The sequence below is a fragment of the Schumannella sp. 10F1B-5-1 genome (assembly GCF_006517535.1).
Taxonomy (GTDB): domain Bacteria; phylum Actinomycetota; class Actinomycetes; order Actinomycetales; family Microbacteriaceae; genus Schumannella.
Map to the genome: position 1 here is coordinate 1 of NZ_VHQH01000215.1, position 249 is coordinate 249.

At 73.9% G+C, this 249-nt stretch carries 1 protein-coding gene; it reads right to left on the reverse strand.

Annotated elements, in window-relative coordinates; all coding sequences use genetic code 11:
• On the reverse strand, positions 1-249 hold a 249-nt coding region (locus tag FJ658_RS15470), incomplete at both ends, for an NAD-dependent epimerase/dehydratase family protein (protein WP_141146238.1).

The window sequence follows — 249 nt, forward strand, 5'->3', positions numbered from 1 at the left end:
CGGGAGCTCGACAGCACGATGTGCCCGGGCAGGATCTCGTGCCGGGTGAAGGCGTCGGTCATCGCCGTCGTGCCGACGACGTTCGCCGTCGCGTGACGGGTCGCCTCGCTGAGCGACTGCGCGGTGCCGGTCTCGGCGGCGAGGTGGATGACGAGGTCGGGGCGCACGTCCGCGAGCAGTCCGTCCCAGACCTCGGCGACCGCCACATCGCCGACCACGAGCTCCGCCGCAGCGGGGAGGTCGGCGGGG